At 60.4% G+C, this 15,783-nt stretch carries 19 protein-coding genes and 1 pseudogene; 6 read left to right on the top strand and 14 right to left on the bottom strand.

The window, feature by feature from the left end:
• Window positions 1–81: 81 nt before the first annotated feature.
• A complete protein-coding gene (gene cobO, locus CABTHER_RS13200) occupies window positions 82–663 on the bottom strand; it encodes a cob(I)yrinic acid a,c-diamide adenosyltransferase (RefSeq protein WP_014101165.1) in 582 nt (193 codons plus the stop codon).
• Window positions 660–1,073, bottom strand: a complete 414-nt coding sequence (locus tag CABTHER_RS13195) for an acyl-CoA thioesterase (protein ID WP_014101164.1) — start codon at window positions 1,071–1,073, stop codon at window positions 660–662. Before CABTHER_RS13195 ends, cobO begins: the two co-directional genes overlap by 4 nt.
• A gap of 93 nt (window positions 1,074–1,166) precedes the next feature.
• Between CABTHER_RS13195 and CABTHER_RS13190 the strand changes: the two genes are divergently transcribed.
• Window positions 1,167–2,480, top strand: a complete 1,314-nt coding sequence (locus CABTHER_RS13190; protein ID WP_014101163.1) for a HEAT repeat domain-containing protein — start codon at window positions 1,167–1,169, stop codon at window positions 2,478–2,480.
• A 142-nt stretch (window positions 2,481–2,622) separates the two neighbouring features.
• Window positions 2,623–2,859: a 50S ribosomal protein L28 gene (gene rpmB, locus CABTHER_RS13185; RefSeq protein WP_041569990.1), complete on the top strand. Its 237-nt coding sequence runs from the start codon at window positions 2,623–2,625 to the stop codon at window positions 2,857–2,859.
• Between the two features lie 310 nt (window positions 2,860–3,169).
• Here rpmB and CABTHER_RS17610 read toward each other — a convergent pair whose 3' ends face one another.
• The 6 genes and pseudogenes from CABTHER_RS17610 to CABTHER_RS13160 all read right to left on the bottom strand — a co-directional run bounded on the left by CABTHER_RS17610 (window position 3,170) and on the right by CABTHER_RS13160 (window position 5,157).
• On the bottom strand, window positions 3,170–3,439 hold the full coding sequence (locus CABTHER_RS17610; protein ID WP_236847870.1) for a HEPN domain-containing protein: 270 nt from the start codon (window positions 3,437–3,439) through the stop codon (window positions 3,170–3,172).
• A gap of 16 nt (window positions 3,440–3,455) precedes the next feature.
• Window positions 3,456–3,596 (bottom strand): annotated as a pseudogene (locus tag CABTHER_RS17825) (hypothetical protein); the annotation flags it as partial.
• On the bottom strand, window positions 3,580–3,900 hold the full coding sequence (locus CABTHER_RS13170; RefSeq protein ID WP_014101158.1) for a nucleotidyltransferase domain-containing protein: 321 nt from the start codon (window positions 3,898–3,900) through the stop codon (window positions 3,580–3,582). The gene CABTHER_RS13170 and the pseudogene CABTHER_RS17825, both read right to left, overlap by 17 nt.
• A gap of 145 nt (window positions 3,901–4,045) precedes the next feature.
• Window positions 4,046–4,309, bottom strand: a complete 264-nt coding sequence (locus CABTHER_RS17950) for a ParE family toxin-like protein (protein WP_081464937.1) — start codon at window positions 4,307–4,309, stop codon at window positions 4,046–4,048.
• Window positions 4,306–4,611: a hypothetical protein gene (locus CABTHER_RS13165; protein ID WP_014101157.1), complete on the bottom strand. Its 306-nt coding sequence runs from the start codon at window positions 4,609–4,611 to the stop codon at window positions 4,306–4,308. Before CABTHER_RS13165 ends, CABTHER_RS17950 begins: the two co-directional genes overlap by 4 nt.
• A gap of 255 nt (window positions 4,612–4,866) precedes the next feature.
• On the bottom strand, window positions 4,867–5,157 hold the full coding sequence (locus tag CABTHER_RS13160; RefSeq protein WP_014101156.1) for a hypothetical protein: 291 nt from the start codon (window positions 5,155–5,157) through the stop codon (window positions 4,867–4,869).
• 153 nt (window positions 5,158–5,310) lie between these two features.
• On the opposite strand from CABTHER_RS13160, the gene CABTHER_RS13155 reads away from it, so the two are divergent.
• From CABTHER_RS13155 to CABTHER_RS16185, 3 genes are all read left to right on the top strand, one after another.
• On the top strand, window positions 5,311–6,939 hold the full coding sequence (locus tag CABTHER_RS13155) for a DEAD/DEAH box helicase (RefSeq protein ID WP_014101155.1): 1,629 nt from the start codon (window positions 5,311–5,313) through the stop codon (window positions 6,937–6,939).
• Window positions 6,940–6,941: 2 nt separating this feature from the next.
• Window positions 6,942–7,553, top strand: coding sequence for a class I SAM-dependent methyltransferase (locus CABTHER_RS13150; protein WP_041569989.1), 612 nt, complete (start codon window positions 6,942–6,944; stop codon window positions 7,551–7,553).
• 151 nt (window positions 7,554–7,704) lie between these two features.
• Window positions 7,705–8,985, top strand: coding sequence for a lytic transglycosylase domain-containing protein (locus CABTHER_RS16185; RefSeq protein ID WP_049787539.1), 1,281 nt, complete (start codon window positions 7,705–7,707; stop codon window positions 8,983–8,985).
• Window positions 8,986–9,102: 117 nt separating this feature from the next.
• On the opposite strand, the gene sufU is transcribed toward CABTHER_RS16185, so the two are convergent.
• The 6 genes from sufU to CABTHER_RS13115 form a co-directional block, all read right to left on the bottom strand.
• Window positions 9,103–9,552, bottom strand: coding sequence for a Fe-S cluster assembly sulfur transfer protein SufU (gene sufU / locus CABTHER_RS13140; RefSeq protein ID WP_014101152.1), 450 nt, complete (start codon window positions 9,550–9,552; stop codon window positions 9,103–9,105).
• A 12-nt stretch (window positions 9,553–9,564) separates the two neighbouring features.
• A complete protein-coding gene (locus tag CABTHER_RS13135) occupies window positions 9,565–10,818 on the bottom strand; it encodes a cysteine desulfurase (protein WP_014101151.1) in 1,254 nt (417 codons plus the stop codon).
• Window positions 10,815–12,137, bottom strand: a complete 1,323-nt coding sequence (gene sufD / locus CABTHER_RS13130; protein ID WP_014101150.1) for a Fe-S cluster assembly protein SufD — start codon at window positions 12,135–12,137, stop codon at window positions 10,815–10,817. The genes CABTHER_RS13135 and sufD overlap by 4 nt, the downstream gene beginning before the upstream one ends.
• Before the next feature lie 2 nt (window positions 12,138–12,139).
• The gene (gene sufC / locus CABTHER_RS13125) at window positions 12,140–12,931 is read right to left on the bottom strand and encodes a Fe-S cluster assembly ATPase SufC (protein WP_014101149.1); all 792 of its coding nucleotides are present in this window, start codon (window positions 12,929–12,931) and stop codon (window positions 12,140–12,142) included.
• Window positions 12,932–13,000: 69 nt separating this feature from the next.
• The gene (gene sufB / locus CABTHER_RS13120) at window positions 13,001–14,437 is read right to left on the bottom strand and encodes a Fe-S cluster assembly protein SufB (RefSeq protein WP_014101148.1); all 1,437 of its coding nucleotides are present in this window, start codon (window positions 14,435–14,437) and stop codon (window positions 13,001–13,003) included.
• Window positions 14,438–14,515: 78 nt separating this feature from the next.
• Entirely contained in the window at window positions 14,516–14,995 is a 480-nt protein-coding gene (locus CABTHER_RS13115; RefSeq protein WP_014101147.1) for an RrF2 family transcriptional regulator, read from the bottom strand.
• 150 nt (window positions 14,996–15,145) lie between these two features.
• Between CABTHER_RS13115 and CABTHER_RS13110 the strand changes: the two genes are divergently transcribed.
• Window positions 15,146–15,766 (top strand): helix-turn-helix domain-containing protein, encoded by a 621-nt coding sequence (locus tag CABTHER_RS13110; RefSeq protein ID WP_014101146.1) that lies wholly within the window; start codon window positions 15,146–15,148, stop codon window positions 15,764–15,766.
• The last annotated feature ends 17 nt before the right edge of the window (window positions 15,767–15,783 follow it).

Genomic DNA, 15,783 nt, shown 5'->3' with positions numbered 1-15,783 from the left:
CCTTGGTGTCAGCTTCCTGTGAGTAGACGGCTGCCCGGCCATTCTCCGGCTCAGGCAGGGAAAACGTTTCGAGGGAATGGTTCAGAACTCGATGCCAATCTGCGCCACGACGCGCCGGGTGGTGAAGGGATGCTTGACTTCGCGCATTTCTGTCACCAGGTCGGCCATCTCGATGATTTCGGGCGGCGCATCCCGTCCGGTCAGAATGACGTGCATGTGCGGCGGACGGTTCTGGATGGCTTCGATGACTTCGGCAGTGGTGAGCCAGCCGAAGGTGAAGGCGTAGGTGATTTCGTCCAGTGCTACGATGTCGTATTCCGGCGACTGGAGTTTGGCCTTGCAGATTTCCCAGGCGCGGCGGGCCGTCTGCCGGTCGCGTTCGGGGTCATTGGTGTCCCAGGTGAAGCCGTCGCCGAGCGGCAGAATTTCAAAGCCCAGCTTTTGGGCGCTCTGAATTTCGCCGTAGATGCCAAACCGTGGGTCTTCGGTCGTCTTGATGAATTGCAGCATGATGACCTTGAAGCCGTGGGCGACGGCGCGCATCAGAGTTCCCAGTGCGGCTGTGGTTTTTCCTTTGCCGTGACCGGTGTTGACGATGACGAGGGGAACGCGCTTGCGCTTTGCCGCGCGCGCTTCCGGGGTGGGTGTGTCCGATGGGGTCATACGGTGGTGTGTGCCGGAGGGGTGGATTCAGGAAAAATTGGGGTGGGGCGTCCGTCGTCGCTCATCGCCACATAGACCACATCAGCTTCAGTCACGCGCACGACGGTGTTCGGTTCACGCATCCGCTCGGCATCCACCGTGACACGTATGGTGATGGATGTGCGCCCAATCTTTTCAACCTGGGCGTAGAAGCTCACGGTGTCACCCACGTACACCGGCGCGACAAAGACCACTTCGCGCATGGCGACGGTGACGTACCGATGCACAGCAATGCGGCGGGCTTCGATGGCGCCGGCGAGGTCAATGTAACTCAGAATGACGCCACCGAAAATCGTGCCCAGCGCGTTGGTGTCACGGGGCAGCATGGTTGTCCGAATGGCCGGGGTCGGCGGAAGGGTTCGTTCGGGCATGGGTTGCAAGCCACCGGGAAAAGTGGGGAGACGCGCCGCAAGCTAGTCCATTCATTGAAACCCGGTCAACGGTTGGTTAGCATCGGCTCCCCTATGCGCTTTTTTCATTCACTGCTTGTGCTGTGGTTGGCGGGATGGGTGGTGGGCCTCTGGCTGCCGGTGCTGGGGCAGGACCGCTACCTGGCCGATTTGACGAGTCCCGACCGGCGCACACGTCAGCGCGCCGCCGTGGCACTGGGCGACCGCCGGTTGCAGGCGGCCGTCCCGGCGCTGCTGGAGGTGCTCAGGAACGATCTTGACCCACAGGTGCGGGCCGAAGCCGCCGTGGCGCTGGGGAAAATCAAGGACCCACAGACGCTTCCACCGCTCATCGAGGCCCTGCGCGAGCCGGACGCCGACGTACGGCGGGCCGTACTGCGCGCCCTGCTGCTGTTTTACATCGAGGAAGACATCGAGTTTGTCTTTGCACGCCGGCGCGGATTGGACCGCTTCAATCCCTTCCTGGAAACTGACGATCCGACCATGGTTTTGCCGGGTACGGAGGTTGCTCCGGCTGTCCTGCAGGCCCTGGCCGACGCCATGCGCGATGACGCCCGGGTGGACAACCGGCGGGCGGCCGTGCGGGCGCTGGGCGTTTTGCGGGGTGAGAGCATGGTGAGCGCCATGGTCGAGGCGCTGGGCGATGCCGACCTGCGTGAGGACATTTTCCGCGTACTGGCAAAGTTTGGCCATCCAGAATACGGCCTGCACGTTTTGCCCTATCTGGATGACCCGGATGCCAACGTGCGCCGGCAGGCTGTCGAGACGCTGGGGCGGCTGCGGACTCGTGAGGCGGTGACGCCGCTGATGGCGCGCTACCGTGCTGCCCGGCCCGGACGGGATGCCGACCAGCAGACGCGGATTCTCGCGGCCCTGGCGCGCATTGGCGATCCGATGAGTGAGCCTGTTTTCAGGGAAAACCTCGACCATCCGAGTGCGGAGCGCCGCCGCTTTGCCGCCGAAGGGCTGGGACGCTGTGAGGCTACGGCCTACGTGGATGAGCTTTCCAACCGCCGTCTCGCCGAGAAGGACGAACGGGTACGGCTGGCGCAGGCGTTTGCGCTCTACCGGCTGGGACGCCGGGAGTTTCTGCAGGATGTGATTAGGCAGCTTGACTCACGCCGGTATGGGGAGCAGGCCGAAAGCTACCTGCTTTCACTGACGCGGACGGCCGATCTGCATCCCTACCTGCGCATAGCCGGACCACGTGGCACAGAGCGGATGCTGCGCGCGCTGGGACAGGTAGGGACACGCGATGATCTTCCGGCGTTGCGTCCATTCCTCAGTGACCGTGACCGCCGGATTGTCAATGCTGCCAACCGCGCCATCCGGCAGATTGAGACCCGTGCCGGTGCTGTTCGTGACTAGTGACCAGTGGCTGGTGATTGGTGATTGGATGTGGTGAGACGGTGGCCAGTCCGGGTGCTTTTGGTTTTCGGGTTGCGGACGAAAACGACTTGGGCTATAAACACCGACTTTTGGAGCTGCGCGGGAAGCGAGGTGAGATGTCATGGCCAAGGTTTGTCAAGTGACCGGAAAGCGCCCGATGTCGGGCCACAACGTATCGCACGCGAACAACCGTACGAAGCGGCGTTTTCTGCCCAACCTGCAACGGCAGCGGTTTTGGGTGCCGAGTGAAAACCGGTGGGTGCGGCTGCGTCTTTCGGCGCGCGCCATCAAAACCATCAACCGGTATGGGATTGAGTACGTCCTGAAGAAAATGCGGGAAGAGGGCAGGAAAATCTGAAGCAGGAAAAGCTCAGCTTGCGAAGGGCTTTTCAGCCGCCTTTTCTGTCCGGGACCTCAAGACCGCTGCGCCAGGTGATGTTCCCTTGCGCAGCGGTTTTTGCGTCATACGAAACCCACCGCCGTCAACAACCGGTCAGACGCCAACGTTGACCGGTACCATCTTCACGAAGATGCCGGGGGCGAAGGTCTGGGAATTGCCCGAGGCCGCCACATAACCGGCCGGGCGGCGGACCTTCAACCGGGTCAAAAGTGGGGGTCTCGCAGTCATAGCGCCAGTGATGCTGGGGGGCAAGTTGATGATGAGCCAGTCAATGCTCGTCCGGGCCATAGCTTTCCTCACGTTTCGTTGCCGCGCGCACTTCTGCCTCTGCCCAGCGGCGAATCTCCGCAATCAGGCTCGTCATACCTTCCTGTGCGACAGGCGCGATTTCCATATCGTCGTAGCGGAAGGCAACGGCAAAAGGATTGAGTCGGCGGAGTTGCTCTTCCTTGACCGGCAACACGATGCCTTGATCCCCAAGCAGACGCGCCAGTTTGACCAAATCGTGTGTGCGCGTGAATTTCGATCTGTTGCGCAAACAAGACCGCCTTGAGTGATTTCTCCACTGCCTGCTGGGCGTGGAAATAGACAATGGAAAGATGAACCTCCGGCTCCTTTTTCAGAACTTCAAAAGCCTTGATGTCACGATCTGCCAGGCGCAGTGACCGCCACGCCTCTTCAAGATGCGGCTCCATACAAGGCCCTCCCTTCCTTGCGCGCCCAGTACAGGACGGTGCCCGGTACCTGGCTGCGTCGTTGGTATTCGGCCTCGGAATAGACCAGCACGTCCATCCCCGGGCCAATCGGGCCCACGGCTTCGTGCAGGCGGATCATTTCGCTGTACGGGTCGGACACTTCCGGTTTGATCACCATGAGGTCCAGGTCAGAGCCAGCGTCGGCATCGCCACGGCCATAGGAGCCGAACAGGATCACCCGGCTGGGCTGCGCCGCTGCCACAATCCGCCGGACAATTTCTTGCAGGGTTTGTTCGTCAATCATGTTTCCAACTTCATGACCTTCCAAAGCCCATACCCAGTCCTAGCCACTAATTACCAGCCACCAGCCATACAGCATGCCGTCGCGCCCCGAAGCGGCGTCGGCTGGGAGGCCCATGTTGGGTGGCAGGGCGGGTATTTGCTGATTTTTACTTGAGAAGCCGTTCATATTCGTCATGCGTACCAATCCAAAACCACGTTACCGTATCACCTCTCAGCAATCCAAGCGCTCTGTATCCCAAACCAATGCGTATTGAGTAAACTGGCTGGCTTTCTTTCACTCGCTTGAAGAAAAGGCTTGGATGGGCTGGATTATCTCGCCACAATTTGTAAACCTGCCGTGCTCGCTGACGGATTTCTGGTGGCAAAGCCCAGTAATGTTTCCAGAATGACGGAGTGGTTTGTGAATTCATTGATGCTCGATGAATTCACCGTGTGCATCGAACATCGGCAATACTTTACCTTCATTTATCCCGGCTTCGACTGCCACTACCAGCGCCGCCAGCTTATCATCGTTGGTTGCCGCAAATTGCGTATCCCATATCGCTTCATCCGCTGCCACTTCTTCAAAGGTTTCTTCGCCGGGCAACGGATGTGTTTTGAGGAAGAGCGCAAATTGATAAAGTTGTACCGTGCGCGCCAGGGGCATGGCCGCAGCAATCTCTGTGATGGCCTTTATCAAATCTGCGTGAGTCTGTCGTATGTTTGTTTCCATAATTTTCGCTCCGTCGAAATGTGGATAGCAGTCAGTGACGCCGTGCTTGCACAAGCCTGATCGGCTGCTTCCCGATTTCGCCGCAGGCGCTCAACACGCTGTTGACGTTCTCTTGCGGCAGGAGATTTGAGCTCCTGCACAAAATCAGCCGCGTCTCCAGTCGGTCAGGGAGCCTCGGAACAATGCCATAAGGCACGAATGCTCCCCGGCTGCTATCCACTACCCACCATTCGCCATCCGCCATTCACCCTGTGGCTACACCTCCACGACGGGAAACTGCGTCGGGAGCGGCGGTTGCGGCACGATGGACCGGTTGGACACCTGGACGCCCCGCAGATGGCGACGTATTGGACCGCGATAGACAGCCCCGCAGCGGCGGCACCGGTAGTAGGTTTCTCCAGGCTTCAACTGCTTGCGCAGCTCGTCCGGCACGGTCAGCCATTCCCGCAGGTGACCGTTGCAGACACTTTCCTTGCCTTTGTCATCCACTTTCTTGACCGTGCAGTTGTGTTGAATGTCAGGGTTTTGCAGGGTTAGAATTTCCATCACCGTTTCCTCCCGGATTAGGGTAACGTCCCGCAGCACACTGTTGACCGGAAAGCCTACGGTACACTGTATGCGACCACACGCCAAGCACGCACCTGCGCCAGGGCGCACCAGTGGTAGAGATGGCTTCAATCCTGTTCGTGGAGTTGCGACGTGCGTCTGCCATTTGAACCGGCTTCCTTCCCGGATGTGCTGAACACACTGCTTCAGTACGACCTCACGCCAGCCATCATCTTCCTTCCAAGTCGCCGTGGGTGTGACGAAGCCGTGGACAGCTTCCGCCGGACGCGCCTGCCGGATTTGTCCAGCGAGCAGCAGCGGCGCATTGCCAATATCGTTGCGGAGTACCCCGACGAAGCCACCTACGTCGAACAGCACCGGCAGTTCTTTTTGCTGTTGCGAAAGGGCATTGCCGCCCACCACGCCGGCCAGTTGCCGGCCTGGAAACACGTCGTCGAACGGGCGATGGCGGCTGGCGCGCTGCGCGCCGTTTTTGCGACCTCGACACTGGCCGCCGGAATTGACATGCCAGCGCGCTCCGTGGTGATTACGGCTTCCAGCCTGCGCTCCGATGACGGCCACCGGGACATCAAGGCCTTCGAGCTGGCCCAGATGACCGGCCGCGCCGGCCGGCGGGGACGTGACCGGGTCGGGTTTGCCATTTTCGTGCCCGGCCCCTTCCAGGATATGCACGTCATTGCCGAAAAACTGCTCAGCCCGCCGGAGCCGGTCGAAAGCGCCTTTGATGCCAACTACACCATGGCGCTCAACCTGCTTCAGAAAATGTCGCCCCAGGCAGCCCGCAGTCTCATCGAGCGCAGTTTCCGGCACTTTCAGAACCGGAAGCTCGCTGACCGCCTGCGGCCACGACTTCAGGAAGTCAAAGCCCTGCTTGATGCCGACGCCGAATTGTGCCCGGCCGGCGACCGCGCCCAGACCTTTGCCGCGTACCGTCCGATTGCCCGTGAACTGGCGGCAGCACGCAAGCAACTGCGCCGCTGGCAAAATGCCAAACGGCAGCTCGATCTTGATGATCCCGACACCCGCGCCGATTATGAAGCGGCTGTGAACACGGTAAGACGGCTCGAAGCCGCCGCCGCCGATTTTCCCTGTTCCACGTGCTCGCAGGTCAGCAACTGTGCGCCCCGCGCAGCGGAAATGCTGGAAGCCCAGCGGCGCTATGAGCACCTTGCGGCCCGTTGCTCTGAAATCGAAAACGGTCTGTGGGAACGCTTCAAAAAATGTGTCGCTGTGTTGCAGCACTACGGTTATCTTGACCAGCATTGGCAGCCGACGGCCGATGGGCGGTGGGCCGCACAGTTGCGGGTGGACAATGCGGTTTTCGTCGGTGAGCTGATCCGGGCTGGCATCCTCGATGTCGAAAGCCCGCGTCACCTGGCCGCCCTGTGTGGAGCCATTGCCGCCGAAGACCGCGAGTTTCCGCTCTATGAAGAAACCCGCGCCGAATATCTGCGTCCGCTGCGGCAGGTGCGCGGTATTGCCTACGCCATTGCTGATGTGCAGGCGCGCTATGACAACTACTGCACGATGACGATTGACTACGATGCCGGCCGGTTGCTGTGGACATGGGCCGATGGACAGTGCACTTGGGAGGCCCTGCTGGCCATGACCGAAGCCGTTGAAGGCGATGTGGCGCGGCTGTTGCTGCGTACCTCAGATTTGCTGGGGCAGTTGGCCGGCCTTTCGGCTTCGCATCCCAAGCTGGCGGAGCAGGCGCGGGCGGCCATCTATGCCATTCGCCGTCCGCCGGTTGAAGACTGACCATGGACGCTGCGCGGAGGGAATGCCGCCGGCTCGATGTGGGTTGCGGACGACGGAAGCTGCCGGGGGCAATTGGATTAGACCAGGTGGCTTTGCCCGGCGTGGATGTCGTCCACGATTTGAACGTCATCCCCTATCCGTTTCCTGACGGGGCGTTTGATGAAATCCACGCCCGGCACGTCATCGAGCACGTGGCCTCGGTTCCGGCCTTTCTGGCTGAACTGCACCGCATTGCAGCACCGGGGGCGCGGCTCTACATCGAGACGCCGCATTACTCGTCGCTCGGTTCGTGGAATGACCCGACACACCGCTGGCATCTGAGCGCCTACAGCTTTGACTATTTCGCTGTCGGGCATCCGGCGGCGCACTACGCTGGCGGCGGCTTTCGCCTGCTCCGCATCGAGATCACCTTCCTGCGCCTGTGGCGCTGGCTGGGCGTGGCCTGGCTTGTCAATGCCGTCAACCGGCATCCACGCTGGCGAATCTTTCGCAAAACCTGGGAGGAATACCTCAGTTTCATCATTCGGGCGCGGGACATCCACGCCACGCTCGAAGTCGTCAAGCCGGAGCCAGAGGCAGCGTCTGGCTTGCAGACCACACAACAAAGCGTATAGCCTAGCGGCTATGCCATAGCACCGGGCAGATGTCTGGTGCCAAGAGTCTATCGGGTTTGTCTGTGGAAGCAGCCAGCCGACAACTGAAGCACGGCATGCGTTCTGACGGGTTAAATCAATGAAGGTTTGGCAGTTTGGGATAGCTTGGTGCTTGGGAGCGGTCTTGTTCACCGGTTCGGCAGCCGCCCAGGGAACGGCGCTGCCAGCCGCGCCACCCCGCGACCTTGTCTTTCCCGGAATGAACCTTCCCGGCGATGAGCCGCCGCCGGAGTGGGTCCGTGCCCTGACCGAACGGGCGGAGAACTACTTTGTCCTGGGCACACGGGCGTTTGATGCCAACCGTTCGGAGTCGGCGCGCGAATACTTCAACCTGGCGCTGGATGTGTTGCTGGAATCCCCGACCGGCGCGCGGGCGCATCCGGCGCTCAACGCCTATTATCGCCAGTTGATTGAGCGCATCCGCTACTACGACCTCCAGATGCAGCAGACCGAAGTGGGCTGGGGTGAGCAACGTTTTACGCCTTCGCCGCTCGATCTGCTGCGGGATGTTGTGGTCTCCGATGCTGATCTCGCCGACGTTGAAGTGCGTGGTGAACTGGACTTCACGGCCGTGGCGGCGACGCCTGAAGTCCGGCGGTTTCTGGCCTACTTCACCCGTGGTGCCGGACGGGCGACAATCATCAATGGTTTGCGCCGGAGCGGACGCTATCTCGACCTGGCCCGGCGCATCTTTGCTGAAGAAGGCGTGCCGCAGGATTTGGTATGGCTGGCTCAGGCCGAATCCGGGTGGAATCCGGGCGCCCTTTCACCGGCTGCTGCCTATGGCATCTGGCAGTTTATTCCTTCCACCGGAGCGCGGTTCGGACTGGTGCAGAATGCCTGGATTGACGAGCGGGGCGGCATCGAGCAGCCCACCCGTGCCGCTGCCCGCTATCTGAAATGGCTTCACCAACGCTTCAATGGTGACTGGCTGCTGGCGATGGCGGCCTACAACTGCGGTGAAGGCAATGTCGAGCGGGCGCTGGCACGCAGCCGTTACCAGGATTTCTGGTCACTGCAGCGGCAGGGGTTGTTACCCCGTGAGACGCAAAACTATGTGCCGATCATCCTTTCGATGATTCTCATCGCCAAGCACCCGGAACTCTACGGCTTTCACAATGTGCCGCGTGAAGCGCCACTCCGCTACGACGTGTTGCCTGTCACCTCCACGGTGGACCTGCGAACTGTTGCCGCCCAGGCCGGTCTCTCACCGGAAGTCATCCGCAGTTACAACCCGGAACTGCTGACCTATACCGTCCCGGCCAACTATCGCCTGCGGGTTCCGCCCGGTGCGCGGTCAGGAGTGCAGACGGCACTTCTGGCCCTTCAGGCGACACCGCCGCGTCCAGACGGGACGGTTCGGACGCGCCTGGCGCGCCGGAAACGTCCATAGCCAACAGTTGCAGACGGGATAATCACAGTGGCGGCAGGTCAAGTTTGACAGCTTGGTTCAACCGGGCGCGACTTGCTGGCTCTGTGGCCGTTCGGCTCGCTGCGCGCCCTGTGTCGCTCATTCGGTTGAGGCTGCCGGCTGGTTTTCCAGCGCATTGTGCAGCGCATGCCAGGGCAGGCTGGCGCATTTGACGCGCACCGGATAGTGGCTGACGTTCTCAAACATGGTGAGTTTGCCGAGGTGATGAGGTTCACGCGCGGGGTCAAGCTCACCCTTGACAAGGCGGTGAAACTCCTCAAAGAGCTGTTCGGCCTCGGCCCGCTTCTTGCCCTTGACGCTGGTGGTCATCATCGAGGCGGACGCCATGCAGATAGCACAACCGGCCCCCTGGAAAGCCACATCTTCCAGCGTGTCATCGGGCCCGACGTTGACATAGACCGTCACCCGGTCGCCGCACAGCGGATTGGCCCCTTCACACTTGTACTGTGCGTTCTCGATGGCCCGAAAGTTCTTCGGGTGCTTGCTCAGATAGATGATTTGTTCGCCGTAAAGACTTTTGTTGCTCATGGTGGTGACGCCCTAGAGGGCAAAGACGGCAATGGTCTTCTCGATGGCCGCGCCAAGGGCTTCGATTTCCGACGGCAGGTTATAGAACGCAAAGGAAGCCCGCGCCGTCGCCGGGACGCCATACCGCGCCATGAGAGGCTGCGCACAGTGGTGTCCGGCACGGATGGCAATGCCTTCCTGGTCAAGCAACGTGCCGATGTCGTGGGGATGGATGCCGTCAATCACGAAGGAAATGATGGCCGCTTTGCGGGGCGCCGTTCCGATGATGCGGACGCCAGGGATGGCCAGCAGCCGCTCTGTGGCCTGTTCGAGCAGTTGGTGCTCGTAGGCTGCAATGGCTTCCAGCCCGATCCGGCGCATGTACTCGATAGCCGTCCCCAGTCCGATGACCTCGGCAATGGCCGGTGTGCCGGCCTCGAACTTGTGGGGAATCGGCGCGTAGGTCGTCTTTTCAAAGGTGACGGTTTCGATCATATCGCCGCCGCCGAGAAACGGATTCATCCGTTCGAGCCACGCCGCCTTGCCATACAGAATGCCGACACCGGTTGGGCCGTAGGTTTTGTGGCCGGAAAAGACATAGAAATCACAGTCAAGCGCCTGGACATCCACCGGCATGTGGGGCGCGGCCTGCGCGCCGTCCACGAGGACGGGAACCCCTTGGGCATGGGCCAGCCGGATGATTTCCTCCACGGGATGAATCGTGCCCAGCGCGTTGGAGATGTGGCCGACAGCCACGAGCCTGGTGCGGTCGGTAAGGAGTTTTTCGTAGGCTTCCAGAATCAGTTCGCCCCGATCATCCACGGGGATAACCCGCAGGTGTGCGCCTTTTTCCTCACACAGCATCTGCCACGGGACGATGTTGGCGTGGTGCTCGGTGGCCGAAATGATGATCTCGTCCCCTGCGCCAACGAACTTCCGCCCGTAGCCGTGCGCCACAAGGTTGATGCCTTCGGTCGTACCTTTCGTGAAGATGATCTGGCGTGCTTCGGGAGCGTTGATGAGTTGCGCCACCAGGTGGCGCGTCTGCTCGTAAGCCTGAGTCGCCTTGGCTGACAACAGGTGAATGCTGCGCCGCACGGTCGAGTATTCTTCCGTGTAGAACCGGTTCATGCGGTCAATGACCACCTGCGGTTTCTGGCTGGTGGCGGCATTGTCGAGATACACAAGTGGGTGGCCGTTGATGGTGCGCCGGAGCGTTGGAAAGTCTGCCCGCAAAGCGGTGACATCGAGCGCGGGCGGCGTTGCCAGAACTGCGTGAGCCGTCATAAGACACAATCTCCAGAAGCTGATGGTTCGACGCGCTTGGCCAGCGCGCCGTCGAGCCGAACCTTGAGGGAGGGGACGGGAAGTTTTTCGCTGACCTCACGGGCAAAGCCGAACGTCAGCAGGCGGCGGGCCTCGGCCGGCGTCAGCCCCCGGCTGCGAAGGTAGAAAATTTCGTCTTCGTCAAGTTGTCCAACGGTCGCGCCGTGACCGCATTTGACATCATCGGCAAAGATTTCGAGCTGGGGTTTGGCATCCACCCGCGCCTTTTCAGAGAGCAGCAGGTTTTTGTTGGTGGTGACGGCGTTTGTCTGCTGGGCGCCGTGGCGGACGATGACCCGTCCGTCAAAGACACCGTGGGCCTGTTCGTCAAAAATGCCCTTGTAGAGCACTTCACTCGTGCTGTTGGGAACGGCGTGGTCCACCGTCACGTGGGTATCGGCAAGCTGCTGTCCACGCAGGGCCTGGAGACCATAGAGCCGGCATTCGCCGCCTTCATCCAGAAACCGGGCACGGATGTCCTGCCGCGACAGTTGTCCGCCCAGGGCGTGGGCGTGTCCCGTGAAAGCTGCGCCCCGGCCGATGTCCACCCGAAGGTCAGCAATGTGATAGGCGGCAGAACCTTCAGTCTGCACCTTGATGTGGGTCAGGTTGGCCCCCTGGCCCAGCCGTACATCCGTCACGGCATTGGTCAGGTAAGGGTGTGTGCCGAACCGTCCTTCCTCATCGCACAGCACGGTGTGAATCTCAACGACGGTCGCAATGGCGGCTTCATCGAGTTCGATGATGACGCGCGGATGTGTCATGCGGTCATCATCAGTCGGCGCGGTGACGAAAAACAGTCCAATCGGCGCGGCCACGGCTCTGCCACGTGCGACCCGAATGGTGACGCCATCGGACAGAAACGCCAGATTGAGCGCCCGGAAGGAGGAAGCATCGGCTTCCGGCAGGGGTGCCGGGCCATCGAGACGCCGGATTTCGACGCCTGCCGGCAGTCCGCTGAGGTCAGAGAGCGCCGCCTGGAAAGCGCCGTTGACGAAGACCATCCGTGTCGTTGCCGACTCATCGAAGAAGGCAATCCCGGATTGCAGGTTGGCGGCCATTAGTCCGTCCGCCGTGGCGGGGCGAAAGGAGCGTTTGGTCAGGGGGGCAAGGTTTGTGTAGCGCCAGGCTTCGTCCCTGACCGTCGGCAGACCGAGCCGCTCGAACGTGGCAAAGGCGTCTTCCTGCACCCGTCCGTAGGGTGAGGTGGCGCGTGCCGGCGCTAGCGCGGCAAAGGCTTCGGCAAAGGGATTGGGCGTTTTGGCCGTTTCAGCTTTCATGGTCAGGCCCCCACTCCGGCCGCTTTGGCTTCGACTTCTTCCCGAATCCAGTCGTAGCCGCGCTGCTCCAGTTCCAGCGCCAGTTCCTTGCCGCCGGATTTGACGATGCGCCCGTCGAGCAGGACGTGGACAAAATCCGGCTGGATGTAATCCAGCAGCCGCTGGTAGTGCGTCACAAGGATGATGGCGTTGTCGTCGGTATGGAGCCGGTTGACGCCATTGGCCACGATACGCAGTGCGTCAATGTCCAGCCCGGAATCGGTTTCATCGAGCACAGCCAGCTTTGGCTCCAGAATGGCCATCTGCAGGATTTCATTGCGCTTTTTCTCGCCGCCCGAAAAGCCCTCGTTGACGGACCGTTCGATGAAAGTGCGGTCCATCTCCACGATTTTGATCTTTTCCTGAAGCAGATCGTCGAACTCCAGCGGGTCGAGTTCTTCTTCGCCACGGTGCTTGCGGAGCTGGTTGTAGGCCGCGCGCAGAAAGGTGGCGTTGCTGACGCCGGGGATTTCCATCGGATATTGAAACGCCAGAAAAACCCCTTCGCGTGCGCGCTCATCCGGTTCAAGTTCGAGCAGGTTTTTCCCGAAGTACAGGACTTCACCGGCCGTGACCTTGTAATCGGGATGCCCGGCCAGTACCTTGGACAGCGTGCTTTTGCCTGAACCGTTGGGGCCCATGATGGCGCGAATTTCGCCGGCCCGCACCGTGAGGTTGACCCCACGCAGAATGGGACGGTCTTCAACGACCGCGTGGAGGTTTTTGATGTCAAGTATGATTGGGGCTTCTTTCACTGCCGTATCCCTTTCTGTACCTTGCCCTGTGTCTTGCGCCCTGGCTGTCAAAAATGGCGCGCGTTGTGTCTAACCAACGGAGTTTTCGAGCTTGAGGCCGAGCAGCCGCTGGGCTTCGACGGCAAACTCCATGGGCAGTTCCCGGATGACTTCCTTGCAGAAGCCGCTGATGATCATCGAAATGGCGTCTTCCTGCGGGATGCCGCGCTGCATGAAGTAGAAGATTTGCTCTTCGCTGATTTTGGAAGTCGTGGCTTCGTGCTCGACGCGGGCGGTGTGGTTCTGCACTTCAATGTAGGGAAAAGTGTTTGCGCCACAGTCGTGACCGATGAGCATCGAGTCGCACTGGGTGTAATTGCGGGCGTTTTCAGCGCTGGGCAGGATTTTGACCAGCCCCCGGTAGCTGTTGTTCGACCGCCCGGCAGAGATACCCTTCGACACAATGCGCGACCGCGTGTTTTTGCCAATGTGGATCATTTTCGTTCCGGTATCGGCCTGCTGGCGGTGGTTGGTCAGTGCCACGGAGTAAAACTCGCCCACTGAGTTGTCGCCGATGAGCACACAGCTCGGGTACTTCCAGGTGATGGCCGAGCCGGTTTCAACCTGCGTCCAGGATATTTTCGAGTTGCGTCCCAGGCATTTGCCGCGCTTGGTGACAAAGTTGTAAATGCCGCCGCGCCCTTCTTCGTCTCCGGCATACCAGTTCTGGACGGTGGAGTACTTAATCTCGGCATCCTCCAGCGCAATGAGTTCAACAACTGCGGCATGCAACTGGTTTTTGTCGTATTTGGGAGCGGTGCAGCCTTCGAGATAGGAAACCGATGCTCCTTCTTCACAAATAATCAGCGTCCGCTCGAACTGTCCCGATTCCGCGTTGTTGATGCGGAAGTAGCTCGACAGCTCCATCGGGCACTGGACGCCCCTGGGCACGAAGACAAAGGAACCGTCGCTGAACACCGCCGAGTTGAGCGCCGCGAAGTAGTTGTCGGTGATGGGCACGACCGTGCCGAGATACCGCTGGACGAGTTCCGGGTGTTCCTTCACGGCTTCTGAAAAGGAACAGAAGATGACGCCGTGCTCGCGGAGTTTTTCCTTGTAGGTTGTGGCCACCGAAACGCTGTCGAAGATGGCATCCACGGCCACATTGGCGAGCATTTTCTGCTCGTGCAGGGGAATGCCGAGCTTTTCAAAGGTGGCGAGCAGCTCTGGGTCAACTTCGTCGAGGCTGTTGAGCTTCTTCTTTGGCTTCGGCGCCGAGTAGTAGATGATGTCCTGATAATCAATGGGCGGATACGTCACGTTCTGCCAGGTTGGCTCCGTCATCTTCAGCCACTGCCGGTAGGCTTTGAGCCGGAACTCCAGCATAAAGGCCGGCTCTTCTTTCTTGGCCGAAATCAGCCGGATAATGTCTTCATTGAGGCCACGCGGGGCAACATCGGATTCGATGTCGGTTGTAAAACCGTATTTGTATTCCTGTGTGGCCAGGGTGGCAGCAAGCGCGCTCATGACGATATTCCTTCCTCGTGGTTGACCAAGTGTGTGTGTGCCGGGGGACGGCCCGCACCGATGCCCAATCGCTGGCGGTCAGACGGACATCGCCGCTGAAGAGCGTGCCGGGCGCTGGATTTGAAACAGCCGTTCACTCACTTCACATTCGTGGTGGACGAGCTGGGCGAGGGTAATCCGGCTGAGAACCTGCTTGACGGTCTCATTGAGTATCTGCAGCACCGGACGGATGCCGCAGTCTGTGTTGTGGACGCAGACTTCCTGAATGCCTGAAAAGTTCTTGCAATGTTCTTCCAGATCGGCATGCTCGAAAACACTGATGACTTCGCTGACCGTGATCTGGTCGGCCGGACGGGCCAGCATGTAGCCGCCCTTGATCCCGCGCGCCGACTTCACAATACCGGCGTTGCTCAGCAGCCAGAGAATCTTGCCGGCATTGGCCGTGGAAATCCCTTCCCGCTCGCCAATCTGCTTGAGGGTCAGCCCTTGTCCCTCGGGTTGGCGGGCAAGCTGGATGAGGCAGCGAAGTCCATATTCTTCTTGCGCCGTAATTCGCATCGGTGTGAAACTCTACTTCATGATCCGGGGCTTTCCCTCGGTCGGATTCCAGTGCCATCCACCTTACCGAATACTTTACTTTTTCGTCAACAATATCTGCCTGGCTTCGACCGAGTGGCGGACAGCTCGTTCACAGGTGGGTGATGAGTCGTGAAACCGAGGTCAAAAGTATCTGACCATGAAAAGGTTACGGCCTCCGAAGCGCTTGAGCTGAAGCGGCGGGTGGGGAGCAATCTCGAACTGCTCCGCCGGCAACGTGGGTTGAGCCTGGAGCGGCTGGCGGCGCAGTCCGGGGTGAGCCGGGCCATGCTGGGGCAGATCGAGGCAGGCGAAAGCGCGCCGACGATTGCCGTCCTGTGGAAGATTGCCCGTGGGTTGGGCGTGCGCTTTGCCGATCTGCTGGGCGATGAGCCGGAGCAGGCTGTGGTGGTGTTGCCGCGCGCTGCCGCCAAGGTGCTGCGTTCCCAGGATGGACGCTTTGAGAGCCGCGCCCTCTTTCCCTTTGACCGCGAGCGGCGGGCCGAGTTTTATGAACTGCGGCTGAGTGTGGGGTGCGTCGAAGTGGCCGAGCCGCATGCCGACGGCACGTACGAAAACCTGGTCGTGCAGCAGGGCTGCCTGGCGCTGACGATTGGCGACCGCGAGACGATCCATCTTCTGCCCGGCGATGCCATCTATTTTCGGGCTGATGTACCGCACGTCTATGCCAATCCGGGCGCTGAAGAAACATTGGCCTATCTGGTGATGACCTACGCCAGCCCGCGCCTGTAACGCATCTGTAAAGCCGG

This window comes from Chloracidobacterium thermophilum B (assembly GCF_000226295.1).
Taxonomy (GTDB): Bacteria; Acidobacteriota; Blastocatellia; order Chloracidobacteriales; family Chloracidobacteriaceae; genus Chloracidobacterium; species Chloracidobacterium thermophilum.
Note: the sequence above shows the minus strand (reverse complement) of the source record. Positions and strands in the feature narration are given on the sequence as shown.

Bases quoted from the DNA above. Each gene is read 5' to 3' on its own strand.
- cobO (WP_014101165.1), bottom strand. From the start codon at position 663: ATGACCCCATCGGACACACCCACCCCGGAAGCGCGCGCGGCAAAGCGC.
- CABTHER_RS13195 (WP_014101164.1), bottom strand. From the start codon at position 1,073: ATGCCCGAACGAACCCTTCCGCCGACCCCGGCCATTCGGACAACCATG.
- CABTHER_RS13190 (WP_014101163.1), top strand. From the start codon at position 1,167: ATGCGCTTTTTTCATTCACTGCTTGTGCTGTGGTTGGCGGGATGGGTG.
- rpmB (WP_041569990.1), top strand. From the start codon at position 2,623: ATGGCCAAGGTTTGTCAAGTGACCGGAAAGCGCCCGATGTCGGGCCAC.
- CABTHER_RS13170 (WP_014101158.1), bottom strand. From the start codon at position 3,900: ATGATTGACGAACAAACCCTGCAAGAAATTGTCCGGCGGATTGTGGCA.
- CABTHER_RS17950 (WP_081464937.1), bottom strand. From the start codon at position 4,309: ATGAATTCACAAACCACTCCGTCATTCTGGAAACATTACTGGGCTTTG.
- CABTHER_RS13165 (WP_014101157.1), bottom strand. From the start codon at position 4,611: ATGGAAACAAACATACGACAGACTCACGCAGATTTGATAAAGGCCATC.
- CABTHER_RS13160 (WP_014101156.1), bottom strand. From the start codon at position 5,157: ATGGAAATTCTAACCCTGCAAAACCCTGACATTCAACACAACTGCACG.
- CABTHER_RS13150 (WP_041569989.1), top strand. From the start codon at position 6,942: ATGGACGCTGCGCGGAGGGAATGCCGCCGGCTCGATGTGGGTTGCGGA.
- sufU (WP_014101152.1), bottom strand. From the start codon at position 9,552: ATGAGCAACAAAAGTCTTTACGGCGAACAAATCATCTATCTGAGCAAG.
- CABTHER_RS13135 (WP_014101151.1), bottom strand. From the start codon at position 10,818: ATGACGGCTCACGCAGTTCTGGCAACGCCGCCCGCGCTCGATGTCACC.
- sufD (WP_014101150.1), bottom strand. From the start codon at position 12,137: ATGAAAGCTGAAACGGCCAAAACGCCCAATCCCTTTGCCGAAGCCTTT.
- sufB (WP_014101148.1), bottom strand. From the start codon at position 14,437: ATGAGCGCGCTTGCTGCCACCCTGGCCACACAGGAATACAAATACGGT.
- CABTHER_RS13115 (WP_014101147.1), bottom strand. From the start codon at position 14,995: ATGCGAATTACGGCGCAAGAAGAATATGGACTTCGCTGCCTCATCCAG.